Source organism: Leucothrix pacifica, from assembly GCF_003172875.1.
Classification (GTDB): Bacteria; Pseudomonadota; Gammaproteobacteria; order Thiotrichales; family Thiotrichaceae; genus Leucothrix; species Leucothrix pacifica.
Genome location: NZ_QGKM01000078.1, coordinates 41,964 through 62,465, shown reverse-complemented (window position 1 = coordinate 62,465; position 20,502 = coordinate 41,964). Strand labels below are relative to the sequence as shown.

The window sequence follows — 20,502 nt, the reverse complement described above, 5'->3', positions numbered from 1 at the left end:
AATAACAAACCAGATACGCCGCTTTTTAGCAAATTCTTTAGACACTACTTTCAATCATAACTCATCAAACCATGATTGCCCTGAAACGCCATAGTATTGATCTATACCGCGAGTTAGCCAAAGACGATGATTTCCCATTCTACTATCACATCACGGGTGGTATGCGCACGGCCTATACGCAGGATCAGGTTGATATCTACAAATACCATATCGGCATGGCCAAAGGCATGGGCGTGGAGATGGAATTCATTGACGCTCAGGAAGTGCACAAACGACATCCGCTCATGATGCCTGACGGTATGCTGGGGGCGTGGTGGGATCCACTCGATGGTTATATCGACCCATCAGGCATTACCATGGCGTTAGCACGTGCTGCGAAAAAAGCCGGTGCCGATATCTATCGCTTCAATCCCGTTGAGAACATTACCCGCAAAGCCAATGGCGAGTTTATCGTGCATACCAAAAACGGTGACATCACCTGTGAAAAGGTGGTGAATGCAACGGGTTATCGGGTGAATGAAGTCGGCAATATGTTGGGTGTCACACACCCAGTGACGTCAATGGAGCATATGTATTTCCTCACCGATACTATGCCGGAGCTGGAAGCATTGGACTATCAGGTGCCGGTGGTGCGTGATCCGTTTGATGATTTTTACAGTCGTCAGGAAAAGAACGGTTTATTAGTCGGTGTGTATGAACAGGCCTGCAAAACCTTCGGTATGGATGGCATTGATCCAAACTTCACTAAGGATTTATGTCCATCGGATCTGGATCGCTGTTTGCCCAATATGGAAGGCATATTTGAACGCATGCCTGCGCTGCAAAATGCCGGTATTCACACCGTGGTCAATGGGCCGATTACTTACACCATTGATGGTTTACCGCTGGTGGGCCAGATTCCTGGTATTGAAAATGCTTATTGTAATATCGGTTTACGAGCGGGTATCGGCGAAGGTGGCGGCCACGGTAAAGTATTGGCTGAGATCATTGTTCACGGCGAATCAGAGTGGGATGCCTGGTGTCTGGATCCGCGTCGTTTCACGCAATACGCCAATACCGAACATACCTGTGTCAAAGCAATTGAAGACTACCGAAACGAGTTTCATTACCACATGCCGCATGAACATCGCCCCGGCTCACGTTTAGCACGTACTACACCGCTGTATCCGGTGTTGGATCAGGCGAATGCCATCTGGGGCGTAGTGAATGGTTGGGAGCGTGTCTTGTGCTTTAAGCCGGATGACCAACCTGATTTTGTGGATGAGCACAGTTTCCGCTTTACTCCTACCAAAGATATTGTTGCCAATGAAATCAAGACATTAACAACGAATGTTGGTTTGATGGAAGTTTCTGGATTTAACCGTTATGAGATTCGTGGCGAAGGTGCTGGAGCGTTCTTGGATTATCTCGTCTGCGGTAAGATTCCGACGGTGATTGGTCGTGTAAGTTTGTGTTATTTACTCAATGAAAAAGGGCATGTGTTAGCGGAAGCGACCATTGCTAAGCTGGGTGATGATCACTATTGGTATGGTTCGGCGGCAGCTGCCGAGTGGCATGATTTAGATTGGCTGAATCGCTATAAGCCGGAGTCGGTCAGCATCACTGAAATGGCGGCTAGTCATACGATTCTGGTTGTGGCGGGGCCGAAGGCACGGGCTTTATTGCAATCATTGTCACCGCGTAGCGATTGGTCAAAAGAAGCGTTTCCGTGGATGCGAGTAAAACAAATGATGCTGGCTCATGCTGAAGTCACGGCGATGAGTGTGAGCTTTTCCGGTGAACATGCTTATGAGTTACACGTACCCAATGAGCAGCTCTATCTGACGTGGAAGCTACTCAATGAAGCCGGTGAGCAATTCAACTTATCACACTTTGGTTTGTACGCCACAGAGTCTATGCGTTTGGAAAAAGGCTATCGTCACTGGAAGGCTGATTTGATTTATGAGCACAACCCAATGGAGTCGACGATTGATCGCTTTGTGAATTTGGACAAGCCTGATTTCGTGGGTAAAGCCGCTTTATTAAAAGAGATTGAACGTGGCCCAAAAAAGCTATTTGTCTCAATGATTGTGGATTGTGATATTGCACCGGCACATGCGGGGGACTCACTGTACAGCGGTGATGACCTCATTGGCACGGTTACATCGGGTGGGTATGGACATCGTGTTGAGAAGAATATCGCGATGGGCTTTGTGAATCCTGAGTTTGCTGACATAGGCACTAAGCTTGAAGTGGAAATTTTGGGTGAGCGCTATGCGGTCGAGGTATGTGAGCCTGGATTGTATGATCCGACTATGGCTCTGGTGAGAGCTTAGAAGGTATTCCGTATAAGTTGCAGGATAGATTGTAAATAATAGTAGTTGGAGATTGGCATGTCATCAAAACCAAGACGCAGACGTAAAATGAGTCCTCGCGAGGCGATGCATGCTAAACGTGCCAAAGCACCTGAGATTAATCCCTGTCCTCCGGGGCCATCCGGTGGTCAGTACAAAGCGTTGAGTGATGATGAGGTCCGGCAAATTTACGATAATGCCTTGCGGATTTTGTCGGAGATTGGCATGGGTGACGTGCCGGATGCTTTGATGGAAAAAGCGCTGGAATGTGGTGCACATCAAAACGAGCAGGGTCGACTGTGTTATTCCAAAGAGATGATCGAGGATATCTTGGCGGGTGCTTGCCGTAAGTTCGTCTACTACGGCCGTGACCCCAAACATGATTTTGAAGTGGGTGGTGATAAAGTCCATTTTGGTACGGGCGGTGCAGCGGTTCAGACATTGGATGTGGACACCCATCACTATCGTTCTGCAACCTTACGTGATTTGTATGATTTCACGCGTCTTGCTGACTCACTGACTAATGTAAGTTGGTTTACCCGTTGCTGCGTAGCAACCGATGTTGAGGACCTCAAAGACTTAGATATCAACACGGCCTACGCCTTACTTAAGGGAACCACTAAGCCTGTCGGCACCAGCTTTACCCTTGCTGAAACGGTCGACCCCATTATCGATATGTTCGATATTGCTATGGGCGTCGAGGGTAAGTTTCGTGAGCGTCCGTTCTGTAAAGCGCATATCAGCCCGGTGATTTCACCGCTGCGTTATGGTGGGGTTGGAAAAAGCCATGACGTCACTGGGTGTGGGACTGGCTGGCTGTAATATGGTGTATGAATCCTCGGGAATGATGGCGAGTTTGCTGGGTGCGTCTTTCGAAGCGATGCTGATTGATGACGAGATGTTATCGCAGGTGTATCGTACTCTTCGCGGTATTGAAGTTACCGAGGAAACATTGGGCTTTGAAGCGATTAAAGAAGCAGTATATGGAGAAGGGCACTTTCTAGGCGGGCAGCACACTATGGACGCCATGCAGCGGGACTATTTCTGGCCAAGTAAACTGACAGACCGACAGCAACCTTCAGTGTGGGAAGAGCAGGGTTCATTGGATATGTGGCAGCGTGCCAACACTCGGGTTAAAGAGATTCTGGCAGAGCACCAACCTGTGTATATACGTCCTGAGACAGATGCGGAGATACGCAGGAAGTATAAGATTTTACTGGAGGCTTGATGCTGCGGTACGACTGGGTTTGACCTTCTTTACCTCGTACATTTTTTGGTCCGCAATATTGATCAAGCCTTCAATATCATCGCCATGGTGTGGGTAAATAGCAAAACCAATGCTGGCGCCCACTCTTAACGTTTTGCCTTCAATATTTATTGGCTGAGCGATGATTTTTGCATATTTATCAGCGATCTTATTGACTTTGGGCAAGTCATCCTTATCCAGTATGAGCCCCATAAGATATTCATCACCACCTAGGCGCGACAAATGATCGCCCCTGCGCATGGCTAGTTCAAGGCGTTTTGCAATGATGGATAGGGTTTCGTCACCTGCAACATGACCGTGCACATCATTGATTTGTTTAAAACCATTTAGGTCTACAAACAAAATCACTAAGATTTTGTCTTTTAATCGCGCCTTCTCCAGCGACTCATTCAGTAGCTTCATCATGTAGCGGCGGTTCGGCAGATTGGTTAATGCATCATGATTCGCTAAGTACTGATTATCGTTGGCTTCCGCAGCCTTTTTCTCATAGGCACGTTTAAGCGATTGCTGAAGCAAAAAGTTTTCTTTGAGATATTGGTCACGCACGTACTGAGTGACCAAACCAATAATAGATGCACTTACCAGAAAAAAGCAGTTGGGTATAATAGTGGCATACAGAGCGTCATGATCTGTGCTTTTGTGTATTTCGACATAAACGTACAGTCCAATAATACCCAGTGTGCTGATGGTTACCGATGGCAAGTTTAGATAATTCCACGAAAATATCGCCATCAGTACCAATACCAATCCTGCGAAATATATCTCCGATGCTTTGTCTTCAGGGGTGGCTATCAGGATCATCAGATTGATCGCGACACCCGCCAAAAAATAAGGGATAACCAGTACAAGATGATAATATTTGGAAAACTTGCGGGTGAAGGAGAACACGACGGAAAAACACAAGCTGGCTATTACTACCAGCCTTATCACGAATGCCTCGTACACTGCTGACGGTAACGCAAAGAAGTCGACCAGAATAAAAGACGAAAATAAGATCAGCGCCAATATCGAGATCACTCGCGTAGATCTTATCCTCTCAGGGGCAAGGTACGACTGGTAATCCTTTTCCATCGAACTGGGGATATGGGTAGTCTTTAGGAACATTGTGATTTTATTATTAGGGTTTACTAAATTATAAACCCACAATGTAGACCCTTAAGTGATTTCTGACAGAAGGTGCTATGCAGTCATCACTCAAACTCCATTAATCGATACAAACGTCCTGCATTCTGCAATGCTAACTCGTTGAACGTATCCAAGTGAGAGTAAGCGGACTGATCAATGCCATATGCCGCTTGTTCCCCAGCGTCATCATCCAATAATTTCTCAACCTCGCTGCGCATATAGACCAGATAATCACGGGTATACTTTCTGAGTTCTCCAATGTCTTGAGTTGCTGCGCCATGTCCGGGGATAATGTGCGTAGCATTTAACGCTTCAATCTTATCCCATGTATCAATCCAACCTGCAGTGTCTGTATGTTCAAAGATCGGCATCAGACGTTGATGGAAACTAAGGTCACCAGTGATCAACGTTTTCTGCTTTGGTATCCACAAGGCAATGTCTCCCGGACTATGACCGGGACCAAGATAAAGCACTTCAAAGGTTTCACCGCCCATTTCAATCACCAACTTATCTTCAAACGTTTGATCAGGCTCAACAAGTTGTGTCCATTGCGCTTTATCCCGGCGACCACGTTTCATGCGTTCAAGCACTTCCTCGCCATACTCTTGAAGTTCAGCATGAGAATCGACGTGCATAATGATGTTTGCGCCTTGCTCTTTCCAGTAGTTAGAGCCCAGCATCGCGTGACCCTGTGCATTTTCCAGCACAACATATTTGACGGGTTGATCGGTGAGTTTTTTGATTTCGTGATGCAGCGCTTTGGCCAGCAAATAATTATCACCTGCATTAAATACCAAGACGCCTTCATCTGTAATGACGAAGGATAAATTGTTATTGTGGCCAGAGTTAGCATAAGTACCGGGGGCAGTCGCCCCAATCGCGGAGTAGATATTAGCGGTGACCTGCTCTGGCAGGCTAAACAGTAAAGATTCCGGTGCTTTGTCGGTCAATTTTATTGGCTTACCTAGCTCTCTCCATTTTTCAAAACCATCGGCAAGGTTTTTAACATTGGTATAACCAAGATCCATCAGTTTCTTAGCGGCAAGTGGGCTACGTTGATTAGTACCGCAATAGACTACAATTGGTGCATCCTTGTTTTTTACATAGGCGGCCAAGTTGAACTCTAACCAACCGCGCGTAATATTGACGTGTTCATCCGCATCAATATAACCACCCATGAAGTCAACTTCATTGGCACTTCTGACATCGACTAATTCGGTCTTTGGGTTATCTTTAAGAATTTTTTCAAGCTGATCAGAGTTGATATTGGTAATGACTTTATTGGCTTCAGCTATAGCGCGAATACCATCACTTGCTTCATCATCTGCAGCATAGAGGGGGTGTGAGCCTAATGAAGCGGTAAGCATTAAGAAGCATAGCATTCGTATCGGTCTTGTCATTTCCATCCTCACTATAAAATCAGCCTGAAGCCACAAGTACCAATGCCTGTGACGTCGTGTTCATTCAATCAACCTAGTTTACAGTGTAGGGTGGTAATTGATAATTAGCCAAATGGGGGAGTGTGAGCTAAGGCGAATAGGCGTGATTTGCCTTGATTACATTAGCGGCAAGGTTTTGATAAGGTCTTTGACTTCCTGAGTTTTAGCGTCATCTTCGCCATAGGTGAGTTTGCTGGCCTCAAGAGCGCGTTCGTAGTAATTTTTCGCGCTTGTGTAATCTTTTTTAGCCACATGCAGTGCTGCAAGCCGGTTAAATATCGCTATCGTGCCAGCATTGTTGAGCCGTTTATAGCGCTGCTGATTGTTTTGCAGGCCTTCAAATATCCCTTCATCATCAGCAGACCTTGGTTTACCTAATCTGGTGCTCAGTGCCTGCTCATAGTAGCTTTGCGCCTGATCAATGTGTTTGTCGCGCTCTGCAATAGTACCCAGATCAAAATACGTTTTACTGACGCTGTAAGTATTGACGGGGTTTAGGCGTTTTTTTGTCTCCAGTGCTTTGAGATAGTGCGCTTTCGCCTCTGCAGTATCGTCTGCTTTAGCATGTAGCTGGGCCATCTCTTCATATATTTCGGCGGTGTCAGTGGTTGTTTCTTTGTCGGTACCGAGCCGTTTTAATAACAACCCACGATAAAGGCTGAGCGCTTGCGTATGGTCGCCCTGAGCAACAGCTTCTTTGATCGACAGTTCTTCTTTGCTCTTTCCTAAGTCTTCAAAGAAATCAGGATAAAAATGATTAACGATTAATCCGTAAGCGATTAGGGCGATGACGCCATAAAAGATAATATTCGACTGACGATTTGTCATTGATTCCTTGTTACTTTATTTGCCTTGTGCTGTTCAGTTTATCAGTCATTACAGCTGTGCGTTGCGTTCTTTCACCGCGTTTACCGCGTCAACTAAACCACTCGGTACCGCATCCGGTACAGCCTCATCCAAATTCTTTTCCTCAAACACAGCTTTTCCCTGGGTGATGGTACGTTCGTAGGTGTTGATATAATTTCGGCAGTCACGACATACTTTCACATGTCGGTCGAACAGCCGTGACTCGCTTTTGTCTAGTTTACCCGTAATATACTTATCGATGTATTGTTCGAACTCAAGGCAAGTCAACATACCCGGCGTATGTTTTAGCATTTTGCCTTTCATAAAACTCATGATTGGAGAGCCAAAGATATTCATTGCTCACCCCAACTGCTTGCATTACCCGTTTTTATTAGTGCCATTCTTCTTAGTATCAACAATTGTTGCATTTTTATCTCCTAGTTGTGTATCACAAAAGGGCTTCCCTACTGGGATTACGAAGCAACTTATTAGGTGGATTCAATTATATTCTAAGTGACTTAGGCTGTAATGTTTAGCTCTTGCATGTTGTTTGATTGCTCCAACTTATCCACTTTGTCCACACGAATTGGGGATAACGTTGTTGATAGCTAATATATTAAGTAATTATGACGCTATAAAACAGTAGCTTAATCGAATTGATTAATAATTAATCAGTATTGGGTGTGCTGATTTAGACTGATGAAATGAGTCTAAATCGCACTGTAAGATGGCTGATTTACCGCTTACCGTTTTTACAAAGAAAGTGGGGATTGTTTAAAACGGACTACTATTAACAGCAATCAGTTGATCTTTCAGTTGCCAGCGTAATAATCCGGCTCGTTGTTTTTCGAAGTGCTGAAGGTATTGTGCTTCTAGCTCCATCTGTGCACCACGCGGATCGATTACTTCTTCTACCTCACTGGCAGAAGCATAACGACTCGGCGGGATCTGAGGCGTTGTGTCATCTCCTAGTTCACCTTTCCATAGCACTGGATAGGTTTCATCAGGCATGATTATTTCTTCTTTAGGGCTTGTTGGGACTGGGTCCCAGGCTATCATTGCTGGTGCTGGTGCTGGTGCTGGTGCTGGTGCTGGTGCTGGTGCTGGTGCTGGTGCTGGTGCGATAGCAACCTTAGTACCGAGATAGGTGATTTTTTGTTTTTTGATCAGCTTAAAGCGGCTACCAAAGAAGCCAATCATGTACTGGTCATCTGGTGTGAGTACATCCGGCCCACACTCGGAAGCCGTTCTCATCAGCGAAATGGTTTCCGTTAACTCATCCTCTAAGCGCTGGCATTCATCCAGCACATTACACACAGCATACTGCTTCATACGTGCTTTGGTAGACTGAAAGGTTTCGCCCAATGAGCCATGTGTCCACTGACAATTAGCAAATGCGGTAGATGTCACAGGCACAGTTAAAATAGTGGCGAGTAGCGTGAAGGTTTTGATGGTTTTTTTCATTATTATTTTCCCCGTCAGCGAGTGCTTACTGATTCATATTATCACTTTACCGAGGGTCGGTATGTTACGGCAGATAAGCGGTCGTACTTGAAGTCAGCTCAGTTATAGCTCTTCCAGATAGCTTTCTAACACCAGATTGGGACGGGCGTTTTTTCGGGTAATGGCTGTGTAATGGGTCGAATAACTGAACTGTTTTGGAAGTAATGCACGAAGACTACCTTTGAGCAACCAACGCTCAGCAAAATGTGTGGGTAAATAACCGATGTACTGTCCGGTCAGAATCAGAAATGCAATCCCTTCGCGATCCGTTGCCGTGGCGGTGCTTTTCATACTCTGGTAAAGCGCTTTCACCTCAGGTGACTGCGCATAAGCGGGCAATACCGCATCACTTGCGTGAATATCCTCCAGACTAAGATCACTTTCATCACGCATAAATAGTTGATGCGTATTACTACAATAGAGCTGTGATTCTTCATCATATAAGGGGAGGTAGGAAAGCCCTGATAGTGGTTTAAGCGTCGGCACCACGCCGATATGTAAGCGACCATCAAGCACCGCCATTTCAATTTCACTGGGCGGAGTCATGCGGATATTAACAGTGACATCCGGCCCTTTTTCTTTGAGTGCTTTAATCGCGCGGGTGATACGCATGCGTGGCATGGTGACCAGATTATCCGTGATGCCAATATTCAGTTCACCCTTAAGCTGCGTGTGGATGCCGTTGACTTGGGTGCGAAAGTCCTCCAGTGCCGACAACAATTGCAGAATCGCCTGATATACTTGCTGCCCCTGATCGGTCAGCGAAAAGCCGCCACGACCTCGCTGACAAAGCCGCAGTGATAGCCGCTGTTCAAGGTCACTCATGGCGATGCTAATGGCCGCACGGCTAATATTCAATGTGACTTCCGCAGCTGCAAAGCCACCACACTCCACCACAGCTTTGTAGATTCTTAGTAAGCGAATATCGGTGTCAGCGATACGACCGGAGAACTCATTTTTCATTAGCGGGATACGTTATAGCGATCACCACGGGCGTTTTCTACGACGAAGTAATCAGGGTAGCTCGTGATAATTTTACCTCCACCGATTTGTATAGAATGGCGGGTGCTGGTATCACGAATGGAGCGACTTAGGCTGTCACCAAAGGCGCGGTATGATTGCATAGCATTGTTAAAGTGCAGTTGATTAAGCTTAAGCTGCTGTATCAATGCACCGGCAAGGATTTGTTCTTCGATGGCGCTGGGTTGCTTATTCTGTTTCATTTCTGTCAGTAGGCGATGGTTGTATTTATTCACAATATCCATCAAATCACTGTTTGAGCGTTGCGCGAGCGGGTCATTTTTAAAACCCTGATAAAAGCGTCGGTAAGTATTGGCACGATATTGCGCGCGCGTCTTAGCGTTACTCGGGTTCATGGCGAATGGCACCATCTCATCCAAAAATAGCGCGTATGCCATCATCGCTTGCTGCGGCTTTGCTTTGAAATCCTGCAAGCTCCATTGGTGCATTGCTTGTGAGTCTTGATGTGAAATGGGTTTGCCAGCCAGTAACACTGCAACCGTATTTAACGCACTCCACATCGGGCGCGAATAAAAATAATTCCCGCTACGCAGCAACACGATGTCATTTTTAGTCAGGATCATGCGCTCTTTATTGAGTCGTTTCACAATCGGGTTGTAGCGCTGAATCACGTCATACAGCGTTGCCTGAGAAGGGCGGTATTTGGGAAAGCGCCAGTTGAATGTCATATGGCGGTAAAAATGATGCCAGATCATCGCTTTCATATCGCGCTGCTGGTGTTTATGACTCAGGTTGAGGTATTTGCTATACAGCGTAAATGCTTTTGTCACACCCTGAATCTGAGGCTCTTTGTTGAATAGTTCGATGGCCCATTGTTTTAGTCTGAGCTTTTCCTGAGCCGTAAAATTATGCCCTGCAATTTGCTCACCTGCGCGAATCATATTGTTCACGTCAGCTTGCTGTAGTTTGTTTTGGCCACGCGTTGCCAGCGGTGCTGCCTGTAATAAGCTACTGAACAGCAACGTCAGTACTGCGACTTTCCAAAATAGCGCCATGATTTTCATAAATCGTATTGTCCTTGTTACATCATTTTTTTAGTTTGTTGAGGACAGTATAGTAATTTCCAAAATAGTTCTGACCGAAACTTACTGATGATATGTCTTTAAATAAGGATGAACTGTGACCTCTTAGCAGTGATGGGCGGTATTGTCGCAACGAGAAATGTGAGTGTTTAAAGTTAACTAAATACTTACCTAAGTGTAAATAAAAATATATTTTAAAAACATTATGGACGACAGAGAATGCTTGTAAACCCTAGTCACTACAGAGCGTCACTATGTCTGAATTTAACACCGCTAAAGCCGCAGGCATGAGCCGCGAGCAATTAGAATCCTACTGGATGCCATACACGGCTAACCGCCAATTTAAAGATGATCCACGCATTATTGTCTCGGGAAAAGGCTCTTACTTTACTGATGCAGAAGGTCGCCAGATTTATGATGGTCTATCAGGATTATGGACGTGCGGAGCAGGGCATTGCCGTCCTGAAATTGCTGAGGCAGTTGCTAAGCAATTGAGCACACTGGATTATTCACCGGGTTTTCAATTCGGTCACCCCAGCGCTTTTAAGTTGGCAAACCGCATTAAAGACTTTATGCCGAACGGTTTGAACTACGTCTTTTTCACCGATTCCGGTTCTGAAAGTGCGGATACTTCCTTAAAAATTGCCCGCGCTTACTGGCGTAAAAAAGGCATGCCAACTAAGACCAAATTGATCGGACGGGTAAAGGGTTATCATGGTGTGAACTTTGGTGGCATTAGTGTCGGTGGTATCGGTGCCAATCGAGTGTTGTATGGTAATGCGGTGGATGCTGACCACTTGCCACATACCTTACTTAAAGAAAATGCATTTACCCGTGGCATGCCAGAGACTGGCGCACATACTGCCGAGGAGTTGATTGAGCTGATCGGCCTGCATGATGCGTCGAATATCGCAGCTGTGATCGTTGAACCCATGGCAGGATCAGCGGGCGTCATTCCACCTCCGGTTGGCTACTTGCAACGTCTGCGTGAGATCTGTGATCAGCACAATATTTTGTTGATATTTGATGAGGTGATTACCGGTTTTGGCCGAGTAGGGTCAAATACGGGTGCAGAAGAGTTTGGTGTGACGCCGGATATCCTGAATGTAGCGAAGCAGTTAACCAACGGCGCAGTACCTATGGGTGCGGTGATTGTGACAGACGATATTTACCAAACTTTTATGGACAATGGCGGGCCGGATTATTTGCCGGAAATGCCGCACGGTTACACCTACTCAGGCCATCCGGTGGCTTGTGCAGCCGGTTTAGCCGCGTTGGATGTGCTGGAAAAAGACAATTTGGTACCGCGGGTTAAAGAGATGTCGCCGGTATTCGAAGAAGCGCTGCACAGTCTAAAAGGCATTCAATACATCACCGACATTCGCAATTATGGTTTGGCAGGTGCATTACAAATCGAAGCTTATCCTGGCGAACCGGCAAGACGACCTTATGAAATCGCCATGAAATGTTGGGAAAAAGGCTTTTATGTGCGTTATGGCGGGGATACTATCCAGCTAGGTTTACCGTTTATCGTGGAACGCGAAGAAATTGATAATCTGATTAATGCCATCGGCGAGTCAATTAACGAATTAGCATAATCACACCTATTTTGAGGAAGAAATAATGAGCACAGTTGGACACCTAATTAACGGCGAAAGCATCACCACTGCAGAACGCACTCAGGATGTATTTAACCCATCCACCGGTGAAGTCAACAAGCAAGTTGCGTTGGCCAGTAAGGAAACAGTCGAAGAAGCTATCGCTGCAGCACAGGCTGCTTTCCCGGAGTGGCGCAATACACCGGCGGCAAAACGTGCCCGCATTATGTTCCGTTTCAAACAATTACTTGAAGAAAATGCGGATAAAATCTGCGCCATGATTGGTGAAGAGCACGGTAAGATTTCACATGACGCAGCGGGTGAGCTAACGCGTGGTATCGAGAATGTGGAATACGCATGCTACGCGCCAGAGTTGCTGAAGGGTGAATACAGCAAAAACGTTGGTCCTGAGATTGACTCCTGGAGTGAGATGCAGCCACTAGGTGTGGTTGCCGGAATTACGCCGTTTAACTTCCCGGCGATGGTGCCATTATGGATGTATCCTGCAGCGATTGTTTGCGGTAACTGCTTTGTGCTCAAGCCTTCTGAGCGCGACCCTTCCTCTACCTTATTTATCGCAGAATTACTGCACGAAGCCGGTTTGCCAGCAGGTGTAATGAATGTGGTCAATGGTGACAAAGAAGCGGTTGATACACTACTTGAAGACACCCGTGTGAAAGCGGTGAGCTTTGTTGGCTCTACACCGATTGCTGAATACATTTACACCACAGCAACGTCGAATGGTAAGCGTTGTCAGGCATTGGGTGGCGCTAAAAACCACGCGATTATCATGCCGGATGCGGATATGGATAACGCGGTCAATCAACTACTGGGCGCAGCCTTTGGTTCATCGGGGGAGCGTTGCATGGCGCTGTCTGTTGCCGTTGCCGTGGGTGATGCTGCTGCCGATGCCTTGGTGAGCAAAATGAAAGAAGCGATGCAGCCGCTAAAAGTGGGCGCATTTAGTGACAGCAGCAATGACTTTGGCCCTGTGATTACAGAAGCCGCGCAGCATAAAGTGAATGGTTGCATTGACAGTGCAGAAGCTCAGGGCGCAACAGTTGTGGTTGATGGTCGTAATCCTGATGTCGCTGGATTTGCCGGTGGTTTCTTTGTTGGTGCCACGCTGATCGATAATGTCACGCCTGAAATGGACAGCTACAAAGAAGAGATCTTTGGCCCTGTGCTGCAAGTGGTGCGTGTTGACACCATGCAAGAAGCGATGGATCTGATCGATGCGCATGAATATGGAAATGGTACCTGTATCTTCACCCGTGATGGTGAAGCGGCTCGTTACTTTACCGACAATATTCAAGTGGGCATGGTTGGGGTGAATGTGCCGTTACCAGTGCCGGTGTCTTACCATAGCTTTGGTGGCTGGAAGCGTTCATTGTTTGGTGATCTGCATGCTTATGGGCCGGATGCGATTAAGTTCTACACGAGACGTAAGACAATTACTCAGCGTTGGCCTTCGGCGGGTGTTCGGGAAGGGGTTTCGTTCTCGTTTCCTTCTTGAGTGAGGGGGAAGCTACCATAATAGCTTGGTTATGCTTGGGCTAAACACCGTTCGCGGTGATTTAGCCACAGGCGAGAATGGCTTGGCAGCGCTTTGGGGCAAGATAATGCCCTTGATTGGTCATACCAAATTGCGTCAGTGCCTGATCGGGCTGAACCGGATCATGGTGAGTTGGATTATGCGCATGTTTTTCAAGTGCTGCGTGAGTTGGGCTATGACAAACCATTGGGAGCGGAGTACAAGCCTGCTGGTAGTGTTGAGGCGGGGTTTGGGGTGGATGATATCTGATTTAGTTTTTAACTAGCACTCAGGCGTTGTTGGACGAGCAGGGGTATTACATTTTCTACAGCTAAAAATATCTGAGTTAAGTGCAGCTAATATTTAGTTCGAAGACTTCGAAGATTACTTGGTCAAGTGCATACATAGTTTTGTGTAGTTACTAGGAACAACACCCGGTATACGGCATAATCCTGTGCATATTCATAACAGGAAGTACGCTGCAAATGGCCCAATACATTTACACAATGAATGGGGTGGGAAAAGTTGTCCCACCTAATAAGCACATACTCAAAGACATCTACCTCAACTTTTTCCCCGGTGCCAAAATCGGCGTACTCGGTTATAACGGTGCGGGTAAGTCTACTTTGCTACGTATTATGGCTGGGCTGGATACCGATATCATCGGTGAAGCGCGTCCACAACCCGGTATCAATATTGGCTATCTGGCACAGGAGCCACAGCTGAATCCTGACAAAGATGTGCGCGGTAATGTCGAAGAAGGCTTAGCAGTTATTTTGGAAGCGCAGGAAAAGCTGGATGCTGTTTACGCGGCTTATGCGGAACCTGATGCAGACTTTGATGCGCTGGCTGCTGAGCAGGGCCGATTGGAAAATATCCTACAGGCATCTGATGTGCAAAATCTTGAGCATACGCTTGAAGTGGCTGCAGATGCGTTGCGCCTGCCACCTTGGGATGCGGATGTGACAAAACTATCCGGTGGTGAGAAGCGCCGTGTGGCACTGTGCCGCCTGTTATTGTCATCTCCCGATATGTTGATTCTCGATGAGCCAACCAACCACCTTGATGCAGAGTCTGTGGCTTGGTTGGAGCGCTTCCTACAGGACTTCGCAGGTACAGTGGTTGCGGTAACCCATGATCGTTACTTCTTAGATAATGTCGCTGGCTGGATTCTGGAATTGGATCGCGGACAAGGTATTCCATGGGAAGGCAACTATTCTTCTTGGCTTGAGCAAAAAGAAAATCGCCTTATGCAAGAAAAGAGGTCTGAGCAAGGCCGCTTAAAAGCGATGAAAGAAGAATTGGAATGGGTGCGCTCAAACCCTAAGGGACGTCAGGCAAAAAGCAAAGCGCGTATGCAGCGTTTTGAAGAGTTATCCTCTAGTGATTATCAGGCGCGTTCAGAAACCAATGAGATCTATATTGCGCCCGGCCCACGCTTGGGTGATTTGGTAATTGAAGCTAAAGGCATTAGTAAATCGTTTGGTGAGCGGGTGCTGTATGAAGACCTAAACTTCAATCTACCGAGAGGTGGTATCGTCGGTATTATCGGGCCTAATGGTGCAGGTAAAACCACGCTTTTTCGCATGATTACGGGCGAAGAAACACCGGATAAAGGTGAGTTTACTGTCGGTGAAAGCGTACAAATTGGTTATGTTGATCAGTCACGTGACTCACTTGATGATAATAGATCGGTTTGGGAAGAAATTGCCGATGGCCAAGAGATCATTACCGTCGGTGGTTATCAGATACCGTCGCGTGCTTATTGCGGGCGTTTCAACTTTAAGGGTGATTCCCAGCAAAAGCGTGTTGGCGACTTGTCTGGTGGTGAACGTAACCGTGTGCATTTGGCGAAATTGCTTAAATCCGGCGGCAACTTAATGCTGCTCGATGAGCCAACCAATGACCTTGATGTGGAAACCTTGCGTGCATTGGAAGAAGCATTGCTTAACTTCCCAGGTTGTGCGGTGGTTATCTCGCATGATCGTTGGTTCCTGGATCGAATTGCTACCCATATTCTGGCGTTTGAAGGCGACTCACAAGCGGTGTGGTTTGAGGGTAATTACAGTGACTATGAGGAAGACTATAAGCGCCGTCATGGTAATAAAGAGCTGAACCCTGAGCGTATTAAGTATAAGAAGCTTAAGACTGCTTGATGCACCTTACAGGACACGTTTTTGAACCGTCTTACCCAACTCAAACCTCACCAAGTCACCAAGGCACTCATCATTTTCGGCTTAATGATTAGTGCCTTGGTACTGTGGCAAACAGCCTATTGGACAAAGCAGGTCGCCAGCGATGAAATCCGCAATCGCAGCAGCAATACCCTGAAACTAGTAGTATCAAACCTCAATGCTGAATTACAACGATTCCGCGCTCTACCAGAGCTGATCTCTGCAGACAAACGCCTCATTCCTGTTCTCAACAATACTGCCGACGCCCAACAACTCAGAGCTTTAAATTTGGAGCTGGCGCGTATTAATAGAGTGTCTGGTGCCAGTGATGTCTATCTAATGAAGCCCGATGGCTGGACGGTTGCCGCCAGTAACTGGGATAAGAATCCTACCTTCATCGATCGTAACTTCAGTTTTCGTCCGTATTTTAAAATTGCTTTGCAAGGTGAGTTAGGGACGTATTTTGCATTAGGTACAACCTCGGGTGAGCGTGGTTATTTCTTTGCTTATCCGGTAGTACAAGCGAATAAAGTACAGGGCGTGGTTGTCGTTAAAATCACTGTGGAGGGTCTTGAGAACAAATGGCGTCAAGCCAAAGACAAGATCATGGTCTTAGACTCTCATGGTATTGTGTTTTTGGCGAGTAATACCGACTGGCATTTAAAATTGGTCAATGATTTGACGGATAAAGAGATGGCAGGGATTGTGGATAGTCGGCGTTATGGTGATCATAAATTTGAGAAATTACCCATTGAATCAGCGAGCTGGGATGATGAGGTACTGCGTGAGTTGCAGCTTGCTGATGATGCTGGTCAGATGCAGCGCTACTTCGTTGAGCAAGAAAATATGCCTGCAGAGGGTTGGCGAGTGATGTTATTGGTCGGCGCTGATGAGATTACCGGTCGGGTCAATGCGGCGCTCGCAGTCGCTGCATTGATGTTGGCCAGTTTGCTTCTGGCTATCGCCAATATTGTGCAACGTCGTCGACGCTTAGCTGAGCGTATGGCGATGAAAGATGCGACGAGTCGTGAGTTGGAGCGGCGGGTTGAAGAGCGTACCTTGGCTCTGAGTGAGACTAATGAAAAGCTGCGCAATGAAGTGCGTGAGCGTGAACATGCTGAGTCAGAACTGCGCGATACACAAGCCGGTTTAGTTCAGGCAACTAAGCTTGCTGCACTGGGACAAATGTCAGCGGGTGTTAGTCATGAACTGAACCAGCCATTGGCAGCAATTCGCTCCTATGCCGATAACGCCAAAACCTTTATTGAGCGTGGTAATACAGCGACGGCCAGTGAAAACCTACAATCTATTGGCGAGCTTGCGGATCGCATGGATCGTATTATTAAGAATCTGCGCACCTATGCTCGCGATGAATCGATTTCCATGCGCCCTGTATCAATCATTTTGCCGCTTAATGAGTCGTTGAGCTTGCTGGCGAATCGCATTAGTGACGATGGGGTTGAAGTGAATCTATCTATTCCGGATGAGTCACCGGTGGTGATGGCGGGAGATGTACGTTTACAGCAGGTGTTTGTGAATATCCTGTCCAATGCTTTGGATTCCATGCGTAGCGTGAGTGTGAAAATGCTGGATATCTCAGTGACTGAGCAAGCGGATAAGGTCTATGTGAGCATTGCTGATAGTGGTTCTGGTGTGCCTGAAGCGCTTCGCGAGCATGTGTTTGATCCGTTTTACTCAACCAAGTCAGTAGGGGAAGGAATGGGCTTAGGCTTGTCGATTACCTACGGCATCGTTGATCAGTTTGGTGGTAAGATTGAGATCGATAATCGACCGCAAGGTGGTGCGATTTTTACGGTTATTTTGAAGAAGGCAGATTTAAGTGCCACGCAGGCTTTGTCCGCTGGCACGAGGTAAAGAGAGTAAATGGCTACGGCAGAACCGCAACAATCTATTATTCTAGTGGATGATGAAAAACACCTGCGTCAGGCCTGTACTCAGGCGTTGGAGCTGGCTGGTTTGCCGGTGCAAAGTTTTCCTTCTGCGGTTGGTGTACTGGATGAGTTGAGTCATGACTTTCCGGGCATTGTGGTGACTGATATCCGTATGCCGGGAATTGATGGTCTGGAGTTGATGTCAGAAATTCTCAAGCTGGATGAGACCATTCCGGTGATTCTGATTAGTGGTCACGGTGATGTGCCAATGGCGGTTCAGGCGATGCGCGACGGGGCTTATGACTTTATTGAAAAACCATTCCCGTCGGATATGCTGGTTGATGCGGTACGTCGGGCCATGGAAAAGCGTCGCTTGGTGTTGGAGAACCGTCGCCTAAGAGCAGAGTTGGAGGGTGGTAGCAATCTACAGAGTAAATTGCTCGGCACTAATCCGGCTATTGAACAGCTACGACAACAAATTCTCGATTTAGCCAGTATCGATGTGGATGTATTGGTTAATGGTGAAACGGGTGTAGGAAAAGACCTGGTTGCGCGTAGTCTGCATGAGCAGGGCACACGCGCTACCTCTCGTTTTGTGGCAATCAACTGCGGTAGCCTGCCAGAAAGTGTCATTGAGAGTGAGTTATTCGGGCATGAAGCCGGTGCATTTACCGGTGCAACTGAGCGACGTATCGGCAAATTCGAACACGCCTCAGGTGGCACCTTATTCCTTGATGAAATCGAAAACATGCCGGTGGAATTGCAGATTAAATTGCTGCGTGTGTTACAGGATAGGGTGGTTGTTCGTCTGGGCTCCAATCAGGAGATTCCGGTTGATGTGCGGGTGATTGCGGCGACCAAAGTGGATTTGCTGACGGAGTGCGCTGAAGGGCGTTTTCGGGAAGATCTGTATTACCGTTTGAATGTATTGAATTTACAAGTGCCAGCCTTACGTGATCGCCGTGATGATATTCCCCTGTTGTTTCAGGCCTTTGTGAATCAAAACTCTGTACGTCATCATAAAGAACCGATGCAGGTGTCATCCGATACTATCGCCTCATTGGTGGCGCATGATTGGCCGGGTAATGTGCGTGAACTGCAAAACGTGGCGACGCGTTATGCCATCGGCTTGCAGGTCAACGTGGGTGCTGGCACTGAAACCTTAATGCCACAACATGGCACGCTAGCGGATAAGGTGAATGCCTTTGAAAAACAAGTCATTGAGTCCAGTATTCGCGAGCATGAGGGAAGTTTGAAAGCGACTTACGAAGCCTTGGGTGTGTCACGAAAAACACTCTACGATAAAATTCAAAAGCACGGCATTCAGTCGGCGGGGTAATCTTCTACCCACGAAAATTTGGTGGATGGGTAAGGGTCTATACATCAGTGCGTTGTCTATGCTTTTTTAAACGGGTAGTAGGTTTATAAAAAATATTAAATATCAATAATTTAGGCTGTTATCTGGTTTATTTTGCCGATTCACTTTCTGATCTGATTACGAGTTGTTAATATAATGTGAGTCCCCAAATACATAGGGGGCGTAATTATATCTATTCTTTTTTGAGGAGAGAATCAATGCGTAAATTAATGTTATCAGTCATGGTTAGTGGCGCTCTAATGGCTGGCGCAACGTCTGCATATGCGGCAGATGCTTGTCAGGACGGCGAAGTAAAAATCAAATTCAGTCACGTAACTAACACTGATAAACATCCTAAAGGTATTGCTGCTTCTTTATTAGAAAAGCGTATCAACGAAGAGATGGATGGCAAAGCGTGTATCGAAGTTTTCCCTAACTCAACACTGTATAACGATGATCAGGTTCTGGAGGCAATGCTTCAGGGCGATGTTCAGTTAGCAGCGCCTAGTCTGTCTAAGTTTGAAAAATTCACTAAGAAATACCGTATTTTTGACCTTCCGTTCATGTTTAACAACGTGGATGCGGTCAATGCATTCCAGCAGTCTGAAGCAGGTCAGTTTCTTAAGAACAGCATGCAGCGTCGTGGTCTGCAGGGCTTGGCGTTCTGGCATAACGGTATGAAGCAGATGTCTGCTAAGAAGCCATTATTGGTTCCTACTGATGCGAAGGGCATGAAGTTCCGTGTTCAGTCTTCTGATGTACTAAAAGCACAGATGTCAGCAATGGGTGCAAGCCCACAGCCAATGGCTTTCTCTGAAGTATACGGCGCGCTACAAACAGGTGTTGTGGATGGTCAGGAAAACACTTGGTCAAACATCTTTGGTAAGAAGTTCTTCGAAGTACAGGACGGAACCACTGAAACCAACCACGGTATTCTTGACTACATGTTGGTAACGTCAACTGAATTCCTTGATTCTTTGAAGCCTGAAGTTCGTGAGCAACTGTTGACGATCATTGCTGAAGTGACTGAGACACGTAATGCTGAGTCTTACAATGTGAATCAGGCGGCTAAAGCTGCGGTTATCAAAGCAGGTGGTGTTGTTCGTACTTTGAACGAAGCACAGCGTGCTGAGTGGGTTGCTGCAATGAAGCCGGTATGGGCACAGTTTGAAGGTGATGTTGGTAAAGAGAACATCGAAGCGGCTCAAAAAATCAATGGCGTAATGGATCAGATTGCAGGCTTGCAGGCTCAGATTCAGGAACTACGCGATTCACTGAAGTAAGCATTAGACCTGTCAGTGGCTAATACGCACTGATATCACAAGGTTTAAACTCGATTGAAAGACAGCTCTGGTGGCTTTGTTGCCGGAG

At 46.7% G+C, this 20,502-nt stretch carries 17 protein-coding genes; 10 read left to right on the top strand and 7 right to left on the bottom strand.

Features of this window, described 5'->3' with window-relative positions:
* Positions 1-71: 71 nt before the first annotated feature.
* The 3 genes from DKW60_RS19975 to DKW60_RS24155 are packed head-to-tail and all read left to right on the top strand — an operon-like array spanning position 72 to position 3,561.
* Complete coding sequence (locus DKW60_RS19975) at positions 72-2,315, top strand: FAD-dependent oxidoreductase (protein WP_109839436.1); 2,244 nt, start codon at positions 72-74, stop codon at positions 2,313-2,315.
* 57 nt (positions 2,316-2,372) lie between these two features.
* On the top strand, positions 2,373-3,155 hold the full coding sequence (locus DKW60_RS24160; RefSeq protein ID WP_219988852.1) for a trimethylamine methyltransferase family protein: 783 nt from the start codon (positions 2,373-2,375) through the stop codon (positions 3,153-3,155).
* On the top strand, positions 3,121-3,561 hold the full coding sequence (locus tag DKW60_RS24155; RefSeq protein ID WP_219988851.1) for a trimethylamine methyltransferase family protein: 441 nt from the start codon (positions 3,121-3,123) through the stop codon (positions 3,559-3,561). The genes DKW60_RS24160 and DKW60_RS24155 overlap by 35 nt, the downstream gene beginning before the upstream one ends.
* On the opposite strand, the gene DKW60_RS19965 is transcribed toward DKW60_RS24155, so the two are convergent.
* The 7 genes from DKW60_RS19965 to DKW60_RS19935 all read right to left on the bottom strand — a co-directional run bounded on the left by DKW60_RS19965 (position 3,547) and on the right by DKW60_RS19935 (position 10,558).
* Positions 3,547-4,617 carry a GGDEF domain-containing protein gene (locus tag DKW60_RS19965; RefSeq protein WP_181389809.1) on the bottom strand — a complete coding sequence of 357 codons (1,071 nt, stop codon included), beginning with the start codon at positions 4,615-4,617 and terminating at the stop codon, positions 3,547-3,549. The two genes, DKW60_RS24155 and DKW60_RS19965, sit on opposite strands and share 15 nt — an antisense overlap.
* Before the next feature lie 173 nt (positions 4,618-4,790).
* A complete protein-coding gene (locus tag DKW60_RS19960) occupies positions 4,791-6,125 on the bottom strand; it encodes an MBL fold metallo-hydrolase (protein ID WP_219988850.1) in 1,335 nt (444 codons plus the stop codon).
* Positions 6,126-6,281: 156 nt separating this feature from the next.
* The gene (locus DKW60_RS19955; protein ID WP_109839433.1) at positions 6,282-6,992 is read right to left on the bottom strand and encodes a tetratricopeptide repeat protein; all 711 of its coding nucleotides are present in this window, start codon (positions 6,990-6,992) and stop codon (positions 6,282-6,284) included.
* 48 nt (positions 6,993-7,040) lie between these two features.
* Positions 7,041-7,367, bottom strand: a complete 327-nt coding sequence (locus DKW60_RS19950; protein WP_109839432.1) for an anti-sigma factor family protein — start codon at positions 7,365-7,367, stop codon at positions 7,041-7,043.
* Between the two features lie 417 nt (positions 7,368-7,784).
* The gene (locus tag DKW60_RS19945) at positions 7,785-8,474 is read right to left on the bottom strand and encodes a hypothetical protein (protein ID WP_109839431.1); all 690 of its coding nucleotides are present in this window, start codon (positions 8,472-8,474) and stop codon (positions 7,785-7,787) included.
* A 102-nt stretch (positions 8,475-8,576) separates the two neighbouring features.
* Positions 8,577-9,476, bottom strand: coding sequence for a LysR family transcriptional regulator (locus DKW60_RS19940; protein WP_109839430.1), 900 nt, complete (start codon positions 9,474-9,476; stop codon positions 8,577-8,579).
* The gene (locus DKW60_RS19935) at positions 9,476-10,558 is read right to left on the bottom strand and encodes a hypothetical protein (protein WP_109839429.1); all 1,083 of its coding nucleotides are present in this window, start codon (positions 10,556-10,558) and stop codon (positions 9,476-9,478) included. Before DKW60_RS19935 ends, DKW60_RS19940 begins: the two co-directional genes overlap by 1 nt.
* A gap of 272 nt (positions 10,559-10,830) precedes the next feature.
* On the opposite strand from DKW60_RS19935, the gene aptA reads away from it, so the two are divergent.
* From aptA to DKW60_RS19900, 7 genes are all read left to right on the top strand, one after another.
* A complete protein-coding gene (gene aptA / locus DKW60_RS19930; protein WP_109839428.1) occupies positions 10,831-12,174 on the top strand; it encodes an omega-aminotransferase AptA in 1,344 nt (447 codons plus the stop codon).
* Between the two features lie 25 nt (positions 12,175-12,199).
* Positions 12,200-13,690 carry a CoA-acylating methylmalonate-semialdehyde dehydrogenase gene (locus DKW60_RS19925; RefSeq protein WP_109839427.1) on the top strand — a complete coding sequence of 497 codons (1,491 nt, stop codon included), beginning with the start codon at positions 12,200-12,202 and terminating at the stop codon, positions 13,688-13,690.
* A 93-nt stretch (positions 13,691-13,783) separates the two neighbouring features.
* Positions 13,784-13,978, top strand: coding sequence for a hypothetical protein (locus DKW60_RS19920; RefSeq protein WP_181389808.1), 195 nt, complete (start codon positions 13,784-13,786; stop codon positions 13,976-13,978).
* A gap of 215 nt (positions 13,979-14,193) precedes the next feature.
* The gene (ettA, locus tag DKW60_RS19915) at positions 14,194-15,864 is read left to right on the top strand and encodes an energy-dependent translational throttle protein EttA (protein ID WP_109839426.1); all 1,671 of its coding nucleotides are present in this window, start codon (positions 14,194-14,196) and stop codon (positions 15,862-15,864) included.
* Between the two features lie 21 nt (positions 15,865-15,885).
* Positions 15,886-17,757, top strand: a complete 1,872-nt coding sequence (locus DKW60_RS19910; RefSeq protein WP_109839425.1) for a sensor histidine kinase — start codon at positions 15,886-15,888, stop codon at positions 17,755-17,757.
* 9 nt (positions 17,758-17,766) lie between these two features.
* Positions 17,767-19,113 (top strand): sigma-54-dependent transcriptional regulator, encoded by a 1,347-nt coding sequence (locus DKW60_RS19905; protein ID WP_109839424.1) that lies wholly within the window; start codon positions 17,767-17,769, stop codon positions 19,111-19,113.
* 236 nt (positions 19,114-19,349) lie between these two features.
* Positions 19,350-20,414 carry a DctP family TRAP transporter solute-binding subunit gene (locus DKW60_RS19900; protein WP_109839423.1) on the top strand — a complete coding sequence of 355 codons (1,065 nt, stop codon included), beginning with the start codon at positions 19,350-19,352 and terminating at the stop codon, positions 20,412-20,414.
* Positions 20,415-20,502 lie beyond the last annotated feature (88 nt).